The 16,962-nt window shown below is 49.2% G+C and carries 17 protein-coding genes; 12 read left to right on the forward strand and 5 right to left on the reverse strand.

Translation table 11 applies throughout. The features are described 5' to 3' along the window. Positions 1 to 38: 38 nt before the first annotated feature. Genes J7J49_RS13545 through J7J49_RS13560 form a run of 4 tightly spaced genes read left to right on the forward strand, consistent with a single transcriptional unit; the run spans position 39 to position 4,698 of the window. On the forward strand, positions 39 to 947 hold the full coding sequence (locus tag J7J49_RS13545; RefSeq protein WP_215093272.1) for an MBL fold metallo-hydrolase: 909 nt from the start codon (positions 39 to 41) through the stop codon (positions 945 to 947). Positions 948 to 992: 45 nt separating this feature from the next. Further along, on the forward strand, positions 993 to 1,421 hold the full coding sequence (locus J7J49_RS13550; protein ID WP_215093274.1) for a protein tyrosine phosphatase family protein: 429 nt from the start codon (positions 993 to 995) through the stop codon (positions 1,419 to 1,421). 53 nt (positions 1,422 to 1,474) lie between these two features. Next, positions 1,475 to 3,256: a SulP family inorganic anion transporter gene (locus tag J7J49_RS13555; RefSeq protein WP_215093276.1), complete on the forward strand. Its 1,782-nt coding sequence runs from the start codon at positions 1,475 to 1,477 to the stop codon at positions 3,254 to 3,256. Continuing rightward, a complete protein-coding gene (locus J7J49_RS13560) occupies positions 3,232 to 4,698 on the forward strand; it encodes a dihydrolipoyl dehydrogenase (protein WP_215093278.1) in 1,467 nt (488 codons plus the stop codon). Before J7J49_RS13555 ends, J7J49_RS13560 begins: the two co-directional genes overlap by 25 nt. Before the next feature lie 105 nt (positions 4,699 to 4,803). Here the strand turns inward: J7J49_RS13560 and J7J49_RS13565 are convergent, their stop codons facing one another. Further along, a complete protein-coding gene (locus J7J49_RS13565) occupies positions 4,804 to 5,415 on the reverse strand; it encodes a LysE family translocator (RefSeq protein WP_215093280.1) in 612 nt (203 codons plus the stop codon). A gap of 142 nt (positions 5,416 to 5,557) precedes the next feature. Here J7J49_RS13565 and J7J49_RS13570 point away from each other — a divergent pair, with 142 nt between their 5' ends. From J7J49_RS13570 to J7J49_RS13600, 7 genes are all read left to right on the forward strand, one after another. Beyond that, positions 5,558 to 6,043: an Lrp/AsnC family transcriptional regulator gene (locus tag J7J49_RS13570; RefSeq protein WP_215093282.1), complete on the forward strand. Its 486-nt coding sequence runs from the start codon at positions 5,558 to 5,560 to the stop codon at positions 6,041 to 6,043. A 441-nt stretch (positions 6,044 to 6,484) separates the two neighbouring features. Beyond that, positions 6,485 to 7,075, forward strand: coding sequence for a rhodanese-like domain-containing protein (locus tag J7J49_RS13575; RefSeq protein WP_251048298.1), 591 nt, complete (start codon positions 6,485 to 6,487; stop codon positions 7,073 to 7,075). Positions 7,076 to 7,148: 73 nt separating this feature from the next. Then, positions 7,149 to 7,637, forward strand: a complete 489-nt coding sequence (locus tag J7J49_RS13580) for a DsrE family protein (protein WP_353048380.1) — start codon at positions 7,149 to 7,151, stop codon at positions 7,635 to 7,637. 29 nt (positions 7,638 to 7,666) lie between these two features. Continuing rightward, positions 7,667 to 7,855, forward strand: coding sequence for a YgaP family membrane protein (locus tag J7J49_RS13585; RefSeq protein WP_215093284.1), 189 nt, complete (start codon positions 7,667 to 7,669; stop codon positions 7,853 to 7,855). A gap of 247 nt (positions 7,856 to 8,102) precedes the next feature. Next, a complete protein-coding gene (locus tag J7J49_RS22805; protein ID WP_353048381.1) occupies positions 8,103 to 9,473 on the forward strand; it encodes a molybdopterin dinucleotide binding domain-containing protein in 1,371 nt (456 codons plus the stop codon). Between the two features lie 435 nt (positions 9,474 to 9,908). Further along, positions 9,909 to 11,291 (forward strand): NAD(P)/FAD-dependent oxidoreductase, encoded by a 1,383-nt coding sequence (locus J7J49_RS13595; RefSeq protein WP_215093287.1) that lies wholly within the window; start codon positions 9,909 to 9,911, stop codon positions 11,289 to 11,291. Between the two features lie 453 nt (positions 11,292 to 11,744). After that, positions 11,745 to 11,987 (forward strand): HPP family protein, encoded by a 243-nt coding sequence (locus tag J7J49_RS13600; protein ID WP_251048308.1) that lies wholly within the window; start codon positions 11,745 to 11,747, stop codon positions 11,985 to 11,987. Between the two features lie 57 nt (positions 11,988 to 12,044). Here J7J49_RS13600 and J7J49_RS13605 read toward each other — a convergent pair whose 3' ends face one another. The 4 genes from J7J49_RS13605 to J7J49_RS22535 form a co-directional block, all read right to left on the reverse strand. Next, the gene (locus J7J49_RS13605; RefSeq protein WP_215093289.1) at positions 12,045 to 12,428 is read right to left on the reverse strand and encodes a histone-like nucleoid-structuring protein, MvaT/MvaU family; all 384 of its coding nucleotides are present in this window, start codon (positions 12,426 to 12,428) and stop codon (positions 12,045 to 12,047) included. Between the two features lie 228 nt (positions 12,429 to 12,656). Next, complete coding sequence (trxC, locus tag J7J49_RS13610; protein WP_215093291.1) at positions 12,657 to 13,082, reverse strand: thioredoxin TrxC; 426 nt, start codon at positions 13,080 to 13,082, stop codon at positions 12,657 to 12,659. A 117-nt stretch (positions 13,083 to 13,199) separates the two neighbouring features. Next, complete coding sequence (locus tag J7J49_RS13615) at positions 13,200 to 13,850, reverse strand: BON domain-containing protein (RefSeq protein WP_215093294.1); 651 nt, start codon at positions 13,848 to 13,850, stop codon at positions 13,200 to 13,202. A gap of 106 nt (positions 13,851 to 13,956) precedes the next feature. Further along, entirely contained in the window at positions 13,957 to 14,460 is a 504-nt protein-coding gene (locus J7J49_RS22535; RefSeq protein ID WP_353048382.1) for an Hsp20/alpha crystallin family protein, read from the reverse strand. Between the two features lie 412 nt (positions 14,461 to 14,872). On the opposite strand from J7J49_RS22535, the gene J7J49_RS13625 reads away from it, so the two are divergent. Beyond that, a complete protein-coding gene (locus J7J49_RS13625; protein ID WP_215093296.1) occupies positions 14,873 to 16,654 on the forward strand; it encodes a PHA/PHB synthase family protein in 1,782 nt (593 codons plus the stop codon). The last annotated feature ends 308 nt before the right edge of the window (positions 16,655 to 16,962 follow it).

The raw sequence follows: 16,962 nt of genomic DNA on the forward strand, positions 1-16,962 counted from the left end.
CTCACCCTGATATCCCTCAAGTCTTAGGAGGACTACGCATGAATACCTTTAAGCTTTCAGAGCACACTGGAACAGGCACGCCCGATGTCGCCGGTTTTTTTGACCCACGCACCTTTAGCATCCAGTACGTGGTGAGCGACCCCGCTACCAAGCAGTGTGCGATTATCGACCCCATATTGGATTTTGACGAAAAATCCGGCGCGACCGCGACCCACTGCGCCGATGAACTGCTGACCTATATCGAAAAAGAGGGGCTGTCGGTGGTGTGGATTCTCGATACCCACCCCCACGCCGACCACTTCTCTGCAGCCCACTATTTGAAAGAAAAAACAGGTGCTCCCACGGCTATTGGGAAGCATGTCACCAAAGTGCAGACGCTTTGGAAGGAGATCTATCACTGGCCAGAAATGCCTACCGATGGCCACCAGTGGGACACACTGTTTAGTGAAGGCGCAACCTTTAACATCGGTGAACTGAATGCTCGCGTACTTTACTCGCCCGGCCATACGCTGGCCTCGATTACCTATGTGATTGGCGATACGGCCTTCGTGCACGACACTCTATTCCAGCCAGACTTTGGTACAGCACGGGCAGATTTCCCCGGTGGAGATGCCAAGGAACTGTGGCACTCTATTCAACAGATTCTATCGCTGCCCGCTAACACCCGGCTATTTACCGGCCACGACTATATGCCCGATGACCGCGAGCCCCAGTGGGAAAGTACGGTCTCTGAGCAGCGTGAACATAATCCGCACTTAGTCAACATGAGTGAAGCGGATTACATCTCTCTACGCCACAAGCGCGATAGTGAATTGCCAATGCCCAAACTGATTTTGCACGCCCTACAGGTCAACACACGTGGTGGAAGACTGCCGGAGCCGGAAGCTAATGGTAAGCGCTACCTAAAAATTCCCCTGGATGCCCTGGAAGGTGCCGCTTGGGATTAATAAGCCACTAATTTTCAGAACCTCTACGATAGAAGGAGCATGACCATGCAAACGCAGCCTTTAGAGACGGATGTCGAGATTACCTCTGCGCTCACGGTAGAAGAGCTTCAGCAAGTAAAAGCAAAAGGCTTCAAGACGGTTATTTGCAACTGCAAGCCTGGAGAAAGCGCGGAGTTTCCGGGTGAAGACGCCTACCGCCGAAAAGCAGCAGAGATTGGCCTTCAGTGGGTGCACATTCCTGTCACACCAGGTGACTACAGCCAAGCGGATATTGCTGCCTTTGCGAAGGCGCTACAGCAACTTCCCCGGCCTATTTTGGCTTTCTGCCGCACCGGTAAGCGGGCTACCCATCTATGGGCCTACGCTAAGCGTCAAACGGAGCAGTGCGACCTAGCTGAACTATTTGACGCTGCAAAAGCAGTAGGCTTCGATTTGGAAGAGCACCGACAAGGGCTCGAAGATCAACAAACCTAACAGTGCGACGGCATTCGTCGTGATTACGCTATATCAGCAGGCGAGTACGTCACATGAGCATTGAGCATTGGGTGCCACTGTTCGGCTGGCTACGCAGCTATAATCGGAAGCTGCTCTCTCGGGATGCTCTGGCCGCGGTAATTGTTACGCTAATGCTGGTGCCCCAGGCGCTGGCCTACGCTCTTTTGGCGGGGCTACCGCCGGAAATGGGCCTCTATGCCAGCATGCTGCCACTGGTTCTGTATGCCATTTTTGGTACCAGCGCTAGCTTAGCGGTGGGGCCTGTCGCCGTAGCGGCACTAATGACCGCTTCAGCGCTGAGTAATTTTGCTTCCCCTGGCAGCCCGGAATACATTGGGGCAGCGTTGGTGTTGGCGGCGCTTTCAGGTCTGATATTGATCGCCATGGGTGTGCTGCGTCTGGGGTTTTTAGTTAATTTCTTGAGCCATCCGGTAATTTCGGGATTTATAACGGCTTCGGGCATACTGATTGCGATTAGCCAGCTTAGACATATCCTCGGCGTAGAAGCCTCTGACCATAACGTCATTGACCTTATGGGGACGCTACTGAGCCAGTGGCAGCAGGTCAATATAACGACACTGCTGATCGGACTAGGAGTGTGGAGCTTTCTGCTGGTTTGCCGCAAGCGGTTAAATACGTGGCTGACGGCTATCGGCGCTTCTGCCAACATTGCTGGGCTCATCGTGAAAGCCGCTCCGATCTCGGCAGTGATTGCCACCACATTTCTGGCCTGGGGGCTAAACCTAGAGCAGCGTGGAGTAGCATTAGTTGGTGTGGTACCCAGCGGTCTACCTGCCCTTGCACTGCCCAACCTGGATCAATCGCTGTGGCTTAGCCTATTACCCGCAGCACTGATGATTAGCTTGGTAGGATTTGTGGAATCGGTATCGGTGGCGCAAACACTGGCTGCCAAGCGCCGCCAGCGTATAGATCCTAATCAAGAGTTAATTGCACTAGGCATGGCTAATCTGGGCGCTGGTATCAGCGGCGGTTCGCCGGTGTCTGGTGGGTTTTCCCGTTCGGTAGTCAACTTTGAAGCAGGCGCGGCAACACCGCTGGCCGGAGCATTCACGGCGCTGGGCATTATGCTTTCCACACTACTGCTAACCGACCTACTGGCATTCTTACCCACAGCGACCCTGGCAGCTACCATTATTGTGGCGGTTGGCACGCTGATTGACCTACCGGCGGTGAAACGTACTTGGCAATACTCTCGTAGCGATGGCTTGGCCATGGTGGCCACCCTACTGCTCACTCTGCTGCACAGCTTGGAGCTAGGCATTATAAGCGGCGTAGTGCTCTCGCTGGGGCTGCATCTATACCGTACCAGCCAGCCCCACAGCGCAGTGATTGGCCGCGTGCCAGGCACCGAGCACTTTCGTAACGTCAAGCGCCATCAGGTCGAAACCGATGAGAACGTTGCGATGCTGCGCATCGATGAAAGCCTATTCTTCGCCAATGCCCGTTATTTGGAAGACACCGTCATGGCCTTGGCCGCCCGCTCACCCTCGCTTAAGCATATTGTGCTGACTTGCCAAGCAGTTAACGTGATTGATGCGTCTGCGCTCGAAAGCTTAGAGGCGATCAACGCGCGACTAAACGATTCAGGCGCCAAACTGCACCTAGCGGAAGTAAAAGGGCCAGTGATGGATCGGTTACAACACACTGACTTCTGCCGCGAGCTAACCGGACAGGTGTTTTTTACGACTTTTGATGCTTGGCAGGCACTGGCCCATCCCGCCGAAGCCAACTCACCACTCTTGCCAACACAACGAGAGGAGACAACGTCATGCAACAGCGACACGCCAAGATAGCCATTATTGGCGCAGGTAGCGCTGGCCTTAGCGCGTGGCACGCCGCACGCAAGCATACCGACGAGGTAGTACTAATAGAAGCAGGAACCTGTGGCACGACTTGCGCCCGAGTGGGTTGCATGCTCTCTAAGCTACTCATCGCCGCTGCCAATGCAGCACACAACACGCGCAAAGCGGAGATGTTTGGTGTCACTGCCAATCAGGTAGTGATTGATGGCAAAGCTGTTATGGCAAGAGTCAAACATGAGCGTGATCGCTTCGTCAGTAATGTACTGAAATCGATGAAAACGATTCCTGAATCCAACCTGCTGCGTGGCCAAGCGCGTTTTATTGATCCACATACATTGGTCATAGATGAGCATACCCGGCTCACCGCCGAAGCCATCATCATTGCCACGGGTTCGCGGCCCACATGGCCAAAGCTGCTGGAAGGCGCTGGCAACCGGTTAATCATTAATGATGACGTGTTCAACTGGGAAATGTTGCCTGCATCAGTCGCTGTGATCGGCCCTGGCGTTATTGGCATGGAGCTTGGTCAAGCGCTTAGCCGATTAGGTGTGAGAACTCGTACGTTTGGCGTGGGTGGTGCGATTGGGCCTTTTCAATCTGAAAAACTCCGCCAACTGGCGGACGAGACATTCAATCGCGAGCTGTATCTGGATGCTGATGCCAATCTCGACAAGATTGAACATACCGATAACACCGTTGCCATTACGTTTTTCGAACGCGACCGGGGGCAAAAACTCACCGAAACATTCGAGTATGTCCTTGCCGCAACAGGACGTCGGCCCAACGTGGATCAGCTAGCCATCGAGCAGGCCGGACTCAAGCTGAATAAACACGGCGTACCTGAATTTAATCGCTTTACTTTGCAATGTCTAAGTACACAAAACACACCAAGCCATATTTTTATCGCAGGTGATGCAAATCAGTCGGTACCGCTACTGCACGAAGCCATCTCAGAAGGCAAAATCGCAGGACGAAACGCCGCTCATTTGGATGATGTGCAAGTGGGTCAGCGTAACGTCCCCCTGGCGATTGTATTTACCGAACCCCAGATGGCCATTGTGGGTGAGAGTCGCGCTACGTTAGACACTCGTTATGGCGGCTGTGGCTGTATAGCTGAAGGCGGAGTTTCCTTCGCTGATCAAGGCCGTGCACTGGTCATGGGGGAAAATAAAGGTTATTTCGAGCTATATGCGGAGCACGGCAGCGGACAGTTTTTAGGCGCGGAGCTATTCGGGCCCCAGGTTGAGCACATAGCCCATTTGCTTGCCTGGGCACTGGAGCAAAAGCTAACCGTAAGCCAGATGCTCGCTATGCCTTTTTACCATCCGGTACTTGAAGAGGGTTTAAGGTCAGGGTTGCGCGATTTACATGCAAATCTTCAACAAGGGCCTGCCATTACTGAGCACTGTATGGAGTGTGGCCCAGGCGATTAAGGAAATGACTAAAATAACTAACCTCACTCCCTAATCAGCCTCATTCATCTAGGCGGCCAAGTCCTGCGTGTGCTTGCGAGGCTTTATTACACTAAGATAGCAATGTTAAGCGGCTAACCGCAGTGCAAAGCCAATAAGCAGCGTTCCAAACACCCATCGCTGAAATATTTGCCGTTTGTGCTGGCTGGAAAACCAGCGTTGCATCCGCGCTCCCAGGCAAGCATATAGCACATCATAGAGCAGCCCCACCCCCACTAGCACCGCCCCCAGTAAAGTAAACTGAAGTGCGACCGCACCTTGCTGGGTATGTATAAAATGGGGCAGTAACACCGAACAAAAAAGCAGCGATTTCGGGTTCAGCAAATTAGTCAGAAGCCCTCGACGCCAAGCTAGATAATAGCTGCCATTGAGTGATGCTTGGTGATGATTACTATCAGAGCTATGCCGACTACGGATAAGTTGCACACCTACCCAAACCAAGTAAGCTGCGCCCAAGTAACGAACCATATCAAATAGCCACGGGGCGGCGGTAAATAGCGCCGCTAGACCCAACCCTGCTAATGCCACATGCAGCCCTCGGGCTATGCCTAGACCTAGCGCTGTGGCTAGACCATGACCACGCCCCTGAGAGCTACTGGTATGCAACACAAGTAACATATCGGGACCAGGAATTAGGTAAACAATGGCTAATGCACTAATAAAAAGACCAATTTCCATCGCTGCTTCCTTAAGGTCACAAATAGTGTCTTCGCAAGCGCTATGGTACCTTTAAAGAGATGAGCGTTTTCTTGCCATTTTAACTTTAAAAATGATATTTATTAGTATTTTGTGTCAATTTTTAATAGGAAAATAATCACTCATGCCAATTGGTCTGTTAGACGCTATCGACCGCCGCATTCTTGCATTGCTCCAAGGTGATGCCCGTTTAACGAATGTGGAGCTCGCTGAGAAAGTAAACTTGTCGCCATCACCCTGTTTACGCCGAGTGCGACGCTTGGAAGCTAGCGGTATTATCCGTGGTTACCATGCTGAGCTTGATCGGCGAGGGGTCGGGCTTGAGCTAACGGTGTTTGTGGGTATCAAGGTTGAACGTCACCATGAAGAGCAGGCTAATGCCTTCCGTGAGGCAGTGGTCAAACTGCCAGAAGTCGTCACTGCGCACTTAGTCTCTGGGGAGTCTGATTTTTTACTGCAGGTGGTGGTACCTAGTTTGGCGGCTTATGAGGCGTTTCTAACGGGGACACTGCTTCGCCTACCTGGGGTGAGTGATATTCGCAGTAACTTTGCTATCCAGCCGGTGAAAGAGTACGGCACTTTACCATTAGCTAACAACAATAAGACCTAGTTGTGAAACTTGTTGATAGTGGCACGCTCGTCTGATGCAATTTAGCGCTATACCCACGAATACCCATATGAAAAGGTGATTAGCCAAAGCCTGGCTAATCCCCGCTACTAGTAGTCGCATAAAGTCAGCCTTCAGCGGCGCTTGATTTGGGTACTGTGCGCCAGTAACGCCTTAAGATATCCGAGTTGTCATCTTGTTTTAAGTTTTCTCCTTCTGAATCCACCAAGCCTAACTTTTTTCTCTGGGGCCTAGGCAATGGGACAATGCTTGTCCTTGTCATTGAGAAAAAAGACTCCCTCATAGTGACGTCATTTCACGACCACGAAAAATCATATGGGCTTGATATGGATCAAACTCCGGCCATAGGCCTCGTGTTTTTAAGCGGTAAGAGGTCTATCCTCAAACGATGATATTTAAGTTATTACGTTAGAGGAAATAGTTATGAAAAGTTTTTTAGTGCCAATGGCTACCGCTATCGGAATCACGATGGCCTTAGGAGCCACACCCTCTATTGCAGACGAAGTCGAGGCCTACCGGGAAACAACATTAGGTCTCTATGTCACGGCCATTGAGGCTCATGACCTCATGCAAGATAACGATCGTGCTGTACTCATCGACGTACGCGACCCCATAGAGATCAAGTTTACTGGCTACGCCGAGCCCACCGATATCCATGTGCCCTGGGTGCTAGCCGAGCGCGATAATTTCGATGAAGAAGCGAAGACTTGGCCAATGGTCAAAAACGCTGACTTCGAAGAGCAAGTAAGAGCAAAAATAGACGCTCTAGGCGTAAATAAAGAAGATCCGATCATTGTCATGTGTCGCTCCGGAGCCACCCGCAGCGCTCCCGCTGCCGATGTGATCGCCGAGATGGGATACAGCGAAGTCTATTCCATGACCGACGGTTTCGAGGGTGAAAAGCTCAAGGAGGGTAATTCCCAGGGCGTAAGAGCGCAGGATGGATGGCGCAATTCGGGCCTTCCATGGAGCTATGACATTAACCCTGATGTGGCATGGCGCCCTGCCCACTAACATTCAGATATATGGGCCATCGCTTGATAAGCAGCAGGGCCAAGATATTGATCAAACCCAACGAGGTGACCGCATGACTACAACACATAAGACCAGCAATACTATCTTGACACTGGCAATTACCACTGCTGCTATCGGTTTCTCTAGTTTCTCAATGGCTGACAGCAATGGTAACAACGAACCTGAAGATCAGGCCTTAGTTATCCTTACTAGCGCCTCACTGCAGACCCAAGGCATGGCCATGATTCTATCCAACGCCATGCAGCAGCAAGGCACCCACCTGCATATACTGCTTTGTGATGCTGCTGGTGATTTGGCCGTCGGAGGATACGCAAGTGCTGACGCTATTAACACGCCACCGAGCAACCCGGCAGGCCAAGTCAAGCCGGAAGGCATGCTTAATATGCTTTTAGAGAGTGGCGCCACCGTTGACGTGTGTGCCATTTACCTGCCCAACAGCGAAAACGAAGAAGACGACCTTCTTGAAGGCGTGGGTGTGGCGGCACCCGGCCCCATAGCGGAAATGATGCGCGATCCGTCCATTCCTGTTTACAGTTTTTGAGCCCCCAAATTGAAATTAAGGAGTCAATTATGAGTCGCAATGTCGGTGGTATCGATAAAATCTTACGCATCCTTATTGGGATTGCACTGATCGTACTGGCCCTAACAGGCACTATCGGGGTGTGGGGCTGGATCGGCGTATTGCCGCTGGCCACCGGGCTATTTAGCTTCTGCCCAGCTTACAGATTAATAGGCTTCAAAACCTGCAAAACTAAATAGTACCTATTAAGCAAACAAGACCATAGAAATAGCGCTTGCCATGTTTATTAGAGCAAGCGCTTTTTTATATATGTGCGCTAAAAATTACCCCCGTGTCGACATTCAATTGTTTAATGCTAAATGAAACTCCGCATACAGAGGTTAACTGCCACGACGGCATGATGTCGGGTAACGGTTTCTACGCCGCGTCGGTGAAGGCCCACGCTACGATTTAGCCAACTTCCCTGGTAAACTCGGCCCCCAGGGTGTGTTTCTATCCCGTTCGCGCTTTCCCTATAAAAAATCTTCCGAGTGCCAGCGCAAAGTCGCCGCAGGCGAAAATCCTTACCCGGCTAAAGCGCCGTGGCGCTCGTTGGCACCGCCGACCCTCACAGAGCACCTACCCTCGGCACTAGAGGGCTATCCTTACCCCATCAAAGCAGTGATTGGCTGTATGGCCAACCCTATTTATGGTCAGGCAGGCCTGAAAGGCGTAATTGTCGATAAGCTGAAAGACCCCAAACGGCTGGGACTCTTTGTGGCGGTGGACGGTTTTATCAACGAAACCAATCGCTATGCCGACTACATCGTGCCTGATTCAATAATGTACGAAGTGTGGGGCTTTACCGACGCGTGGAAAGGCACGCTGGGCAAGCTAACCACCGCCTGCTGGCCGGTGGTTAAGCCGCGCCAGCAAAAAACCGCCGAAGGCGAACCGGTCTCTATGGACAGCTTTTTTATTGCCGTGGCCAAGCGCCTGGGTCTGTCCGGATTTGGCGACAACGCGATTCCCGATACCGACGGCAATCTGCACCCGCTCAATCGCGCCGAGGATTACTATCTACGGGCCGCGGCCAATATCGCTTTCCAAGAAGAGCCACTGCCAGAAGCAAACGACAGTGATATCGCTCATGGGGGAATTGCCCCACTGGTGGCTAAAATAGCCCGCACGCTGAAAGCCGATGAGCGCACCCGGGTTGCCTATCTGTATGCCCGGGGTGGACGCTTTGAAGATGCCAGCGAGCACTTTATAGGTGAGAAATTGAAATACCAGTGGAAACAAACGTTATGTATTTACAACGAATCGGTCGGCACCAGCATTGATACCACTAACGGCCTACCCAATAGCGGAGTGCCTTGCCATAAACTGCCCCAGTTGGCGAACAAGCAGCCCATGCGTGAGGTATTTTCAGAACAGGAGTGGCCGCTACTGGCGTTCTCGTTCAAATCCAACTTGATGAACTCTTACGCCATTGGCAGTGAGCGGCTACGCATGATCAAGCCTTATAACCCGGTGCAGATGCCCCGCCAAGACGCCGTGCGCTTTGGCATCCAGCACGGCGATACTATTCGCATCGAAAGCCCCGGCGGTAGCGTGGTGGGACTGGCGCTCGTCAGCGAAAGCGTGATGCTTGGTACGCTGGGTATTGAGCATGGCTACGGACATCGCGATTTAGGGGCAACACCGCATATCATCGACGGTGAATCACAGCCGGATATGCCCTGGATGCGCGCAGGTATCAATATCAACGATCTGGGCTTTAAAGATCCTACGCGGGACGTGGATGGCACTTGGCTTGAGCCCATCAGCGGTGCCAGCGTGCGCCAGGGTTTGCCGGTAAGGGTTAGCCGTTTTTAGCCGATAATCGTTTTTCAGTACTGATTTATCATTTGGTGGGAATGGCTGAAAAGCTGCCTGCCGAATTTCCTCCTCGGTTGGTATTAACTTCGTGAAGAACGAGTTCAAGTTTACCGTTTTGACACCATCACACCGATCTACACGTTAGTTAGTTGTCATGCGTTGTCTTATTCATTTAGCGGTTACTGGTGCTGTTTTTACCCCCAGCCCTACTGCCCTGGATGGAACACGCCCCCAAAGATAGGCAAAAGCAATGTAAAGAAAAATAAGTGATGAGGCTCATTGATGCATTTGCCCAATTCATTTCTGACTTTTTAGAAAGGGCTCGTCCGCTAAATAGGACAAAATGGCTATGGCTATCTTACGCAGAAGATCCATAATGGAATAACAATATTCCCAAAAGATATACATCAGTCCATGCTTGAGGAGCCTTCCATGCGAAAACCACCGTCATTGACGCGAAGAGAGTTATTGAAAGTTGGCTCTGGCCTGGGTGTGGGTAGCTTACTACCGCTCAGCGGGTTATCTGCTAGCACTCTGCGAACACAAGCACATATCATGATTCTTGGTGGCGGGGCAGCAGGCATGGCAATGGTGAACCGACTCGCCAGACGCCTACAGGGCGGAACGATCACACTCGTAGAACCTCGCGAAACGCACCATTACCAACCGGGCTGGACAATGGTTGCTTCTGGGGTCTGGGCGGCAGACAAAACAATGCTTCCTAATGCCCAGTTTCTGCCACGAGGTGTCAAATGGCTACGTGACTTCGTGGCCAGCATTGACGCTGACAGCAAGCGCATCACTCTTGTCGGTGGCGAAACGCTTGAATACGATTTCTTAATTGTGGCGTCCGGCATTCAACTTAATTATCACTTGATTGATGGAATGTCGACAGCATTGGTGGGGCAGCAAGGGATTGGTAGTGTTTATGCGGGTATTGAGGGGGCATCACGAACCAACCAGGCAATTCAAACATGGCTCCACAGCGGCCTCGGCAGAGGAATATTTACTGCAGCCCCAACACCCGTAAAATGCGCTGGGGCGCCTCTAAAAATGACATTCACGACGCTAAGTCGCTTAGAAGACACCGGACGACGTGACGCTTTTGATGTGGACTATATGGCGCCTAGCGCTAGTCTTTTCTCTCAACCTTGGGTCGATGAATTCGTTAAGCAGCGCTTTGATACTCAAGGCGTCAATCGGCAGCACCACTATCGACTTTCCGCCATTGACCCTCAAGCCAAACAGGCTGAATTTGCTTTTGTAGGATCTGAAAGTGAGTTTACGTCCCACCACCAACTACGCGAAGCTGAATTCAGACGCAATGACCAGCCAACCGTCATTGCAGACTACGACTTCATTCATGTCGTGCCTCCCATGAGTGCTCATGATTTTGTCAAACAGAGCGCACTTATCGCTCAAGAAGGCCCGTTTAGGGGCGAGTGGCTAGATGTTGATATCCACACGCTGCAACACAACCGCTACCCTGAGGTGTTTGGTGTTGGCGATGTGATTGGTGCCCCCATCAATAAAACCGCCGCCAGTGTTAAAGCGCAAGCACCGGTAGTAGAGGAGAATCTGCTGGCCGTGATGCAAGGGAGTGTGCTTCCCGCACGCCACACAGGCTATACCTCGTGCCCGATGATTACCGGCATCGGTAAGGCCATGCTGGTGGAGTTTGGTTATGACGACAATTATGCGTTTATGCCGTCATTCCCCTTCATTGATCCCACTGAAGAATCTTGGGCAGTATGGGTTATGAAGGATCGCATGCTGCAACCCGCCTACTATGCCGTTTTAGAAGGCCTCGCATAAGGATACTTGCCATGACTATCAGTGGAATGATCACAATTTTAATGTATACCCTAGCCCCATTCAGGTGGCTGCTAATTCTCGGCACCTTAGTCGTTGCTGTCTTGCACCTGCTTGCCTATCTACGCGGTTACCAAATTACTCACCACCACAGCCGCTTTGCCACACTATTATCCATAGTGATTGGCTTGACAGCTATTGTGTGGATTCCATGGCTTACTCACTCGTCGCTTGGCTGTGTAGCAACCCTATTTGACTGGGTAGCGCTCACAGGAGCCACCGTTGCCACTTTCATTCTTTCGCTAGTTATCTTACATCCATTGAGCTACCTGGCCAGACTACAGCGCAAACATTAGAAACCTTACCAGCAACATACTCTCGGCCACAGCCTATGAATGACACTAACGAAGCATCATGCTCATCAGTGCGTTTTGCCTTCAAACGTCCCCTATTGCCATGGCTCTCGCAGTCTCGTTATCGATTATCGTAATACAGCTTTCCCACACAGTTCACCCACCTGGCGCCGCTGCTGTGTTGACGGCCGTAGTACGTGGCGAAAATGTGCATCAATTGGGGTGGTTATGCCCTCTTTTTCCCATAGGGGCTAGCTGCATCATTATGCTTTCGGTGCGATATACAATATTAACAACTTCGCCCACCACCACAGCTATCCCCGCTATCGGTAAAATAGCAAGATAAGAACTGGGGTTATCATAAAACGTCCCACAAGGGGGCATTTTATGATTAAAACCTTAACTACGCACGTTCCTCTACAATCCAACTCACTACTTCCTCATTACCATAACCTGCTTTCCATTCTTGGATCACCTTATGGTTTCCTCCGCGAGTTTCGACCATCTCGCCCGAGTGCGGGTTCTTATAGACCTTCAAGGGACGCTGCTTACGTCCATCTGAATTGCTAGTCTTCGTGCTTTTACTGGCAGTATTGCGGTAGGGAGGATCAAGCATTGCACAGACATTTTTCGATGAGTTGCCATACTCCGACATTAGCGCTTTTAACCTTTCTTTAAACTCAATATCTTTCTTTAACTCACTGTTATTCTCAAGTGCCTTTAGTTCTTCTTGCAATTGCTTCAACAGCTGTTCTTTTTTGATGTGGTCACTCAGCACTGACGCCATGACTAACAATCCATTATTTAAAATTAACGATTTTATTCAATGTGTATACTACACCTCGCGTCCAAATTTAATACATTATTATAGGGATAATTTGAAGCTATCTATTGGATCCTATTCAAACCAGAAATTTCTACTTACTCCCCCTTACGCTCTTTTGTTGATACATAACGATATCAAATCGACGTCTACATCGCCATGAACTGTTTTGAAGAGCCACAGAGTTTTGCATTATTTCATGAGTTGCTGCTGAATCCATGCCTTCAACTGCCCCGTCGACACAACGCCGGAGAGGCGCGCTAATTCCACTCCTTTATCAAACAGGATCAGCATTGGAATACTGCGTATATTGTAAAGCGAACTGGCTACAGGTGCAGCGTCGCTATCCACTTTGACGAATCGAACCTCTGGCATCTGATGCGCAGCAGCTGCAAAATTCGGCGCCATTGCCTTGCACGGGCCACACCACGATGCCCAGAAGTCGACTAATACGGGCAGCTCCGTACCTGAAATAAACTTAGCCAGAGAGGCGTCGCTAAGAGCCGCAGGTTCGGCAGCCAACAACGCAGATTTACACCGTCCACAAACAGGCGCGTCGTGCAGACGTTCGGCGGATATTCGATTAGTTGTGCCACAGGATGGACAAACTAAATGCATAGCAGTATTCCTTTTAGTTACGAATAGGCCAAAACGCAAACAATAGACATAAATATACTAGGCCATCGAATCGCCCAGACGATCCGATGACCCACAAAATTTTTAACAACTATAGCTTCAGGTTTTTATATTGTCCGTTACCTTCCTAACACCGGGGGAACTCCATGCAGCATGGTGTATTAACTTTTTTTCATCAAGGCTGTGTACCTTTCCACTCAGTATTACGTCGTGATCGTGGACTTCTACTTTAATAGCATTAGCATCTTGAATGGCCCTACGTTTGAGTGAGGCTTCTATATCTGCCTTGACAGCTGCTGCAGTCAGCTTAGGCTTTAGTACTATTTGATTACTAATACCGGTCACGCCTGCTAGGTAACGAATGGAGGTAGCCGCTAATCGGCGTTGATATTCCCAGGGAACCTCACCGGTTAGCGTTACCCAGCCAGCTTCTACCATCACCTTTAGTGGATCATTTGGAAGGAAGACGTTCCACTCCAGCGTGTTCTTAACTGCCCGCGCGATATCAGCATCGTTACGTTGATTATTTCCAGGAAGCTTTACGTCGATTTCAACGGCAACGCCCTTCACACCGCCGACCCGCTGTGCTGCGGTTTCTGCATGCCATTTCTCTGCATAGCTATCAACATGGCCAGCCAGGGTGACAATTCCGTCCTTTACCTCAACCCCAATATCAGAAGCACGAACAGAAGGCTCCCATTTGAGTTCGGCTAGGACATCTTGTTGTATTTGAGCATCTGATTTCAACATTATATATCTCCTTTAGCTGTATGAACGCTAACTTAAGCAACTTATGATATATGTATGATTTGATCCATCATTAGACGAGAACAATCGTCTTTCCAATCTCCCCAGATTACTTAACTTCTAACTTTCGTCGCAAAGCCTGTTTAGTTTTTGGCAAAGTAATTGTTAAGATGCCATCCTTAAATGTAGCGTCAGCATTCCGTGTATCCACCTCAACCGGCAAAGCGATAGTTCGATAAAAAGAGCCTTGCCAAATTTCAGAATGGTAATATTCATCCTTTTTTTCTTCGGATTCGCTAGAACGCTGTCCTTTTAATGTCACAGCATGCTCAGTTATTTCAACATCTAATTCTTTACGATCTACTCCTGGCATTTCAGCGCGCACAATGACTTCTTTTTCACGATCAATAATGTCAACTTTAGGATTACGCTGAGCGAAGAACCCCAAACGATCTTTTACTGATTCGTCTTTAAAGAAGGGTTTCATCCAATTGCGTTCAAAAAAACCTTCCATCATCTGATCAAACTCATCCAAGAGACTTAACCCTCGACTTGAAGGCTGGGCAATAGGTTCTTTACCCGCTATTGAAGATTTGACATCAGTTTTGTTCACGTTGGCTCTCCTTTACAGCTATTTAAAAAATCTATATAAGCAAAACGATACGCATTGCTTGCTTTAGTTTTTAATAGTCATTTCACAATGATTGTAAAACCACTAATGTAGTTATAGACTAGCTGTGCTTATTGAGTAGATTACTGAGGTCATAAAAAAGCATCAATGTGCGGAAAAATTGATTTAGAGCAACAAATACAACATTCTACTTCAGCAATACTGCCTTGTCAGAAAGTATCCAAAAACACATTTAAAAAACTATCTAAAAAGGTTAAGCCATAAAATTTAACTATTGAATTAGTTAAAGTTTAGCTTTCAGCGCTAGCAGCCACACTGATGAGTGAAAAGATCGCTGGATTCGCATATATGTACATGTATCGCTCTAAAAAATCTCATGTGAGGCATAACACCTATGTTGTTCGACGACAACCAGCATCAAAATTTAGACAGAATAATGCGCGCTTCACTGGCGAGGCTAACATTGGGTATTTCACCTACGTCGGTCATGCTCACTTATTTGGATTGGTTATCCAGCATGGCACTTTCTCCGGGCACCCAGGCTCATCTGCTGCAAAAAGCGTTAAAAAAACAGCTGCGTTTATTTTCTTGGGTTAGCCATTCGGCTTTTGACCCTAACGCTACTCCTTGTATTGAACCCCTACCTCAAGATCGTCGTTTTAAAGACCCTAGCTGGCGCTATTACCCTTATAACGTGCTTTATCAAAGTTTTTTATTGCAACAGCAGTGGTGGAATAACGCTACTACGAACTTACCCGGCCTCTCTGCTCATCATGAGCAAGCTTTAGAGTTTGGCGCTCGCCAATGGCTTGATGTGCTGTCACCTTCCAACTATTTGCTGACCAACCCCGTCGTACTAAAAAAGACCTTCTTCAGTGGCGGGGCCAACCTAGTTCAAGGAGTGCAACACTGCTGTGAAGACCTTCAGAACCATTTTCTAGGTAAACCACCCGTTGGTACCGATGCCTATGTAGTAGGACAAGAGGTGGCTAACACACTAGGCAAAGTCGTTTATCGCAACCACTTGATGGAGCTTATTCAGTACACTCCAACGACTCAAAATGTGCACGCCATGCCTATCTTAATCGTGCCTGCTTGGATCATGAAGTATTACATTCTCGACCTTTCACCCCATAACTCGCTAGTCAGGTATTTGGTTGATCATGGTCATAGTGTATTCATGATCTCTTGGCATAATCCGACCCCAGAGGATCGTAATATCGGAATGGATGACTACCGTCAGCAAGGCATTTTAACTAGCTTAAACGTCATAGCTCATATTGTTCCCCATCAGAAGATACATGCCGTCGGCTACTGTTTAGGAGGAACGCTCTTGGCTATTACTGCAGCAGCGATGGCCCGCCAAGAGGATGATCGCCTGGCGTCAATAACGCTGTTGGCCGCGCAGACCGATTTTCGCGATGCTGGAGAATTGATGCTGTTTATCGACGATAAGCAACTCGCTTTTCTTGAGGATTTGATGTGGGCACAGGGGGTTCTGGATACTAAGCAAATGTCGGGAGTATTCCAGTTACTTCGCTCCAACGATTTAATATGGTCACGGATTGTCAATGAGTACCTGCTAGGCATTAGACAGCCTGTTAACGACCTGATGGCCTGGAATACCGATGCAACGCGTATGCCCTATCGCATGCATTCCGAATACCTTCGCAACCTTTTTTTAAATAATGATCTCGCTGAAGGTCGGTTGTGGGTAGATGGCCGCCCAGTAGCCCTTAGTGATATAGAGGTACCGATTTTCTGCGTTGGTACCGAATGGGATCATGTTGCGCCATGGCGCTCTACTTACAGACTTAACCTGCTTTCGGATGCTCCAGAAATTACGTTCCTACTCACCAGCGGCGGCCATAACGCAGGAATTATTAGTCCTCCCCACTTATCGAAACGGCATTATCGAATGGGAACCGCGCTTGAGGGCGATAGCTATATTGATCCCGACACTTGGTTAGAGCGCATGCCACTCAAGCAAGGTTCCTGGTGGGACGCTTGGCAAATGTGGCTGGCAAAACGCTCTGGCGACCTAGTTCAGCCGCCTGAAGTGGGTTCAGAAACTTATCCACCTCTGGATGATGCCCCTGGCAGCTATGTACGCCAAAATGAGTTTGGCGTATGCCATCAAGAAAATTTCAAAGCACCGAAGATAATTTTTCATTAGCGATCGTATGAAAAAAAACTATAATATTCCCATAAAAAATTTCATTGCATTCTCAACAATGCAATATACGCTGCATATAAACATTAAACGGTCATAAGCAGCATTATAAAATAGCCACTCGACACTATAATGACAAAATAATAATTATTCTCACTGAGGAGATCCTAAGTTCATATTTTCATTAATCTTTTCATGATGCCTTATACAGCACTTAAACGGGGAGGATGTTAGATATGAAAATGTCACAACTTTTATCGAACGAAAATGCATATCGAGAAAAGAAACCTGGCGGTCTCCAACTCTAAGTG

It is taken from the genome of Halomonas sp. ISL-56 (genome assembly GCF_018612805.1).
In the GTDB taxonomy this organism is placed as follows: Bacteria; Pseudomonadota; Gammaproteobacteria; order Pseudomonadales; family Halomonadaceae; genus Vreelandella.

Coding starts and splice junctions, on each gene's coding strand:
- J7J49_RS13580 (WP_353048380.1), top strand. CDS start 7,149: ATGACTACAACACATAAGACCAGCAATACTATCTTGACACTGGCAATT.
- J7J49_RS13575 (WP_251048298.1), top strand. CDS start 6,485: ATGAAAAGTTTTTTAGTGCCAATGGCTACCGCTATCGGAATCACGATG.
- J7J49_RS13545 (WP_215093272.1), top strand. CDS start 39: ATGAATACCTTTAAGCTTTCAGAGCACACTGGAACAGGCACGCCCGAT.
- J7J49_RS13615 (WP_215093294.1), bottom strand. CDS start 13,850: ATGTTGAAATCAGATGCTCAAATACAACAAGATGTCCTAGCCGAACTC.
- J7J49_RS13625 (WP_215093296.1), top strand. CDS start 14,873: ATGTTGTTCGACGACAACCAGCATCAAAATTTAGACAGAATAATGCGC.
- trxC (WP_215093291.1), bottom strand. CDS start 13,082: ATGCATTTAGTTTGTCCATCCTGTGGCACAACTAATCGAATATCCGCC.
- J7J49_RS13550 (WP_215093274.1), top strand. CDS start 993: ATGCAAACGCAGCCTTTAGAGACGGATGTCGAGATTACCTCTGCGCTC.
- J7J49_RS13595 (WP_215093287.1), top strand. CDS start 9,909: ATGCGAAAACCACCGTCATTGACGCGAAGAGAGTTATTGAAAGTTGGC.
- J7J49_RS13565 (WP_215093280.1), bottom strand. CDS start 5,415: ATGGAAATTGGTCTTTTTATTAGTGCATTAGCCATTGTTTACCTAATT.
- J7J49_RS13600 (WP_251048308.1), top strand. CDS start 11,745: ATGGCTCTCGCAGTCTCGTTATCGATTATCGTAATACAGCTTTCCCAC.
- J7J49_RS13555 (WP_215093276.1), top strand. CDS start 1,475: ATGAGCATTGAGCATTGGGTGCCACTGTTCGGCTGGCTACGCAGCTAT.
- J7J49_RS13560 (WP_215093278.1), top strand. CDS start 3,232: ATGCAACAGCGACACGCCAAGATAGCCATTATTGGCGCAGGTAGCGCT.
- J7J49_RS13570 (WP_215093282.1), top strand. CDS start 5,558: ATGCCAATTGGTCTGTTAGACGCTATCGACCGCCGCATTCTTGCATTG.
- J7J49_RS13605 (WP_215093289.1), bottom strand. CDS start 12,428: ATGGCGTCAGTGCTGAGTGACCACATCAAAAAAGAACAGCTGTTGAAG.
- J7J49_RS13585 (WP_215093284.1), top strand. CDS start 7,667: ATGAGTCGCAATGTCGGTGGTATCGATAAAATCTTACGCATCCTTATT.